The sequence below is a fragment of the Micromonospora sp. MH33 genome, assembly GCF_003013775.1.
Classification (GTDB): domain Bacteria; phylum Actinomycetota; class Actinomycetes; order Mycobacteriales; family Micromonosporaceae; genus Micromonospora; species Micromonospora fulviviridis.
Genome location: NZ_MUYZ01000419.1, coordinates 1 through 4,188 on the forward strand (window position 1 = coordinate 1; position 4,188 = coordinate 4,188).

4 protein-coding genes and 2 pseudogenes are annotated in these 4,188 nt (G+C 73.5%); 4 read left to right on the forward strand and 2 right to left on the reverse strand.

The window, feature by feature from the left end; genetic code table 11:
- From B0E53_RS33580 to B0E53_RS33595, 4 genes and pseudogenes are all read left to right on the forward strand, one after another.
- A pseudogene (locus tag B0E53_RS33580) lies at positions 1-859 on the forward strand (ATPase); the annotation flags it as partial.
- Positions 856-1,260, forward strand: a complete 405-nt coding sequence (locus tag B0E53_RS33585) for a roadblock/LC7 domain-containing protein (protein WP_013283992.1) — start codon at positions 856-858, stop codon at positions 1,258-1,260. The pseudogene B0E53_RS33580 and the gene B0E53_RS33585, both read left to right, overlap by 4 nt.
- Before the next feature lie 100 nt (positions 1,261-1,360).
- Entirely contained in the window at positions 1,361-1,738 is a 378-nt protein-coding gene (locus tag B0E53_RS33590; protein ID WP_107079612.1) for a DUF742 domain-containing protein, read from the forward strand.
- A 1-nt stretch (position 1,739) separates the two neighbouring features.
- Positions 1,740-2,333, forward strand: coding sequence for an ATP/GTP-binding protein (locus B0E53_RS33595; protein WP_091314194.1), 594 nt, complete (start codon positions 1,740-1,742; stop codon positions 2,331-2,333).
- Positions 2,334-2,609: 276 nt separating this feature from the next.
- On the opposite strand, the gene B0E53_RS37190 is transcribed toward B0E53_RS33595, so the two are convergent.
- Entirely contained in the window at positions 2,610-2,858 is a 249-nt protein-coding gene (locus B0E53_RS37190) for a hypothetical protein (protein WP_146167883.1), read from the reverse strand.
- 206 nt (positions 2,859-3,064) lie between these two features.
- Positions 3,065-4,188: pseudogene (locus B0E53_RS33600) on the reverse strand (transposase); the annotation flags it as partial.

Sequence of the window (4,188 nt, forward strand, 5' to 3'; positions counted from 1 at the left end):
CCCGCCGGTCTGGCCGCCGGTCGCCACGCCCGAGCAGGCCGCGGCCCCGGCGGTGCCGGAGCGGCTCGCCGCCGGCCTGGACATGACGACCGAGCTGCCCCGGGTCACCCGCCCGGAGACTCCGCCGGCCGTCAACGCGCCGGCACCGGCCCCCGCGCCGCGGCCGACCACGCCGCAGCAGCCGGGCAACCGCCAGCGGTACGCGGACGAGACGATGGAGCTGCCGATCTTCCGGGAGCTCGAGTCGGCCTGGTTCCGTACCCGCCGGCCGGGGCCCAACGAGGAGGCCGCCGCGGCCCAGACCGAGGCGACCAACGGTGCCGCGACCCAGCAGTTCACCAAGGTCGACGCCACCGGTCGGGCCGTCCAGCAGACACCACCCGGGACGACAGGTAACACGCCGATGGCAAACACTCCGACGGCCGGCGGAGCGCCGCACGACAACGGCTCGGCGAACGGGGGAACCCGTCCGGGTTACGCCGGTGCGCTGCCCACCCGGCAGCCCGCCGCCCCGCCGCAGCCCGGTTGGCAGACCGCGGCCGACGACGGTTGGCGGGCCGCCTCGGCGGCCACCGAGGTCCCGGTCGCGGAGACCACGCAGAAGGGCCTGCCGAAGCGGAAGCCGATGGCGCAGCTCGTGCCCGGTGGCATCGAGAAGCCGTCCACGTCGGTGCAGCGCCGCACGCCGGAAGGCGTACGGGGTCTGCTCTCGGCCTACCATCGGGGCGTGCAGCGGGGGCGTAGCAACCCGACCGACAGCAACTCCACCGGCCCGGAGGGGACTCCGGGCGGGCAGCAGTCCTCGCAGTCTGGCTCAGGCCCAGTGGCCGGGAGCGGGCAGAAGGAGCAACAAGGATGACTACTACGCAGGATCTCGGATGGCTGCTCGCCAACTTCGCCGACCGGGTGCCCGGTGTGGCGCACGCGGTCGCGGTCTCCGCCGACGGCCTGCTCCTCGCTTCGTCCCGTGACCTTCCGCGGGACCGCGCGGACCAGCTCGCGGCGATCGCGTCCGGCCTGGTCAGCCTGACCCAGGGCGCGGCACGCTGCTTCGAGGGCGGGGCGGTGCTGCAGACCGTCGTCGAGATGGACAACGGCTTCCTGTTCCTGATGTCCATCTCGGACGGCTCGTCCTTCGCCGTGCTCGCCGCGCGCAGCTGCGACGTCGGGCAGGTCGGTTACGAGATGGCCCTGCTCGTCGACCGGGTGGGCGACGCTCTGACCCCGCAGCCGCGTACGGCTGTCGGGATGATGGGCTGAACGACGCGCTGACCGGTGGGTCAGGAGCGGCAACAACTACGACAAGGACGAACACCACCGGGGCGAGCCGGTGCCGGGTACGAAGGAGGTGAGCGGCGACATGGTCGATCGTGACGAGCCGACCGGAGCGTTGGTCCGTCCATACGCCGTGACCCGCGGTCGTACCCGCCCCCGGCTCGACATCGCCCTGGAGGCGCTCGTCGAGACGACGGTGCGCGGCCGGTCCGTTGCCACTGGCAACGGTGGCCAGGGCCGTGAGCACCAGTACATCGCCGCGCTGTGTGACGGACGCGTGCAATCGCTCGCCGAGATCGCGGCGCGGATGCAGCTTCCGCTCGGCGTGGCCCGGGTGCTCATCGCCGACATGGCGACGGACGGCCTGGTCGCGGTCCACGAGCCGACCATTTTGGACGACTCCGACGACGCGGTGGGCACTGAACTGCTGGAGAGGGTGCTGAGTGGACTTCGCAGGCTCTGACATGTCGCACCGGCCGCCGGCCCCGAGCGGGCGCGTGACGTCGGCGAAGATCGTTATCGCCGGTGGATTCGGCGTCGGCAAGACGACGCTGGTCGGCTCGGTCTCGGAGATCACGCCGCTGACCACCGAGGCGATCATGACCTCCGCCGGCGTGGGCGTCGACGACACCCGGCAGGTGCCGGGCAAGACGACGACCACGGTGGCGATGGACTTCGGCCGTATCTCGATCGACCGCGATCTGATCCTGTACCTGTTCGGTACGCCAGGTCAGACCCGGTTCTGGTTCATGTGGGATGAACTGGTCCGGGGCGCGATCGGCGCCGTGGTGCTGGTCGACACCCGTCGACTGGCCGACTGCTTCGCCGCCATCGACTTCTTCGAGCACCGGCGGCTGCCGTACCTGGTGGCCATCAACTGCTTCGACGGGATGCAGTACCACGACCCGCAGGACGTCCGGGACGCGCTCGCGATCTCCCCGGATGTGCCGGTGGTGGCCTGCGACGCCCGTAACCGGGAGTCGACGAAGCACGTGCTGATCTCGCTGGTCGAGTACGTGCTCACCATGCGGCGCTCGCGGGCCGTCGCCCCCGCCTGATCCAGGTGACGAAGCGCCCGGCGGCCCTTGGCCACCGGGCGCTTCTCGCTGTTTGCCGCTCGGTACGCTGCGCAGCCGGCCGGTGACCATCCCTGCGGGACGGTCACCGGCTCGGCGCGCATTGGCGTCGCCGAGCGTGTCTTCGGCCACCGCGCCGGCGTCGAAGAAGAGCGGTCCGCTGTAGTCGGCGCGGCGCAGCTCCCGGGCCGGAGTCCGGGGTGAGCTTGTAACTGAAGGTGCGCGCGGCGAGCGGCAGCAGGATGCCCTCCCCGAAGCCTACCGAGAGGAACGGCGTCTTGACCTTCTGGGCCGTCTCGGCCATGGCCGTCGAGGTCCCGCCAGGGTGCCGCCGACCAGGGCCTGCACGCCCGAGCGGGTCAGCTCGGCGGCCTGCCGGGCCGCCTCCCGCAGGTCGCCGCAGTTGTCCCGGATCTCCAGCTGGACCGAACGCCGCAGGTTGCCGGCTGGAATGCCGACCTTGTTCAGCGCGTCCGCGGTGATCTCCAGGGCCCGCTGCTGGGGCACGCCGAGAGCGGCGCCCCGGCCGGTCAGTTCCAGGCTGGCGCCGACGACCAGGTGCTGGTTGCCGGGGGCGCTGGCAGAGGACTTCCCGCCCCGGCGAACGCCCGCCGCCGGCTGGTCCGCCGGGTATGCTCCCGACCGGCCGGACCCGGCGTCAAATTATCCGGGCGTGGGCAGGAACGCGCAGGTGGGGCGGGATGCGACTCCGATCAGGACCGGTAGCCCGCCGACCGGTACTCGTATTCCCGGTCGTCGTCGCGGTCGCCGGTGTCCCGGCTGAAGTCCCAGCCGCCGGCCGCCTCGCGGCCGGGGCGGCCGCCGACCGCGAAGCCGCCGATCTCCTGACCGCGCCGCCAACCCCGGAAGTATCCGGTGGTGTTCTCGGCGAGGCTGGCCGCGTTCCGGACGATCCGCAGTGGACGCTCCTCGCGCAGCGGCGAGCCGGGCACCAGGTTGGCCTGCGGGACCCGCTTGGGCAGGCCGGCCTTGGTCTCCGAGCCCACCGCCGGGCGGGCCGCCTGCTCGGCCGCCTGCCAGCCGGTGTCCGCGGTGGTCGACCAGTCCAGGTCGGCCTCGTCGCCGTGCCCGACGAACCAGGCGGACTTCGCCTGCGCGAAGATCAGCAGGTCGCCGTCGCCCTCGTCGGAGACCGGCGGCGGCCGGTGCTCCTTCGGCGCGGGCCGCCGCTCCAGCGGGGCTGGCAGTTCGGCGCGGGGTGCCGGCCGGTCTGTCCGGTTGGCTTCCGCCCGGTCGACCAGCCGCAGCGACGGCGTGTCCAGCCCGGGGTCGGTCGGCGGGTTCAGCTCGTCGCGCAGCGCCCGGTCAGCCAGCGGCGGCGGCTCCACCAGCCGCAGCATCGGTGGCTCCTGCGGCAGGTCGTCGGCGAGCCAGGGCGGGGTGACCCGGCCCGGGTCGCTCGGCGCGTCCACGCCCCGCCCGTACGGGTAGGCCGTCTCCTTGGCCCGGTCGTCCTGGTCCTCGCCCGTGTTGACCAGCGGCCAGTTGGCCCGGGAGCCCGGAGGAGCGGACTCCTGGCCGGGGCGGGGCGTCGGCACCGGGATGGTGAGGTCGGTGGCGCTGAAGCCACCGGTCGGCGGCTCCTGGTTGGTCTTGGGCCGCGGCGGGATGACCGTGCGCTGCCGCTCGGCCCGGGCCTTGTTGATCGCCGCGGTGGTGAGCGTCGGACGGAACGGCTCCCCGGCCTCGGCCGGCGGCACGGCGCCGCGCTGCGCCGGCGCGATCGGGGTGATCCCGGGCGGCGGCGGTGGCGGCGCGGAGATCGGCCGGTTGGTCGGTCCGTCCACCCGCGACGGCAGCGGCGCGCCGGCCGGCT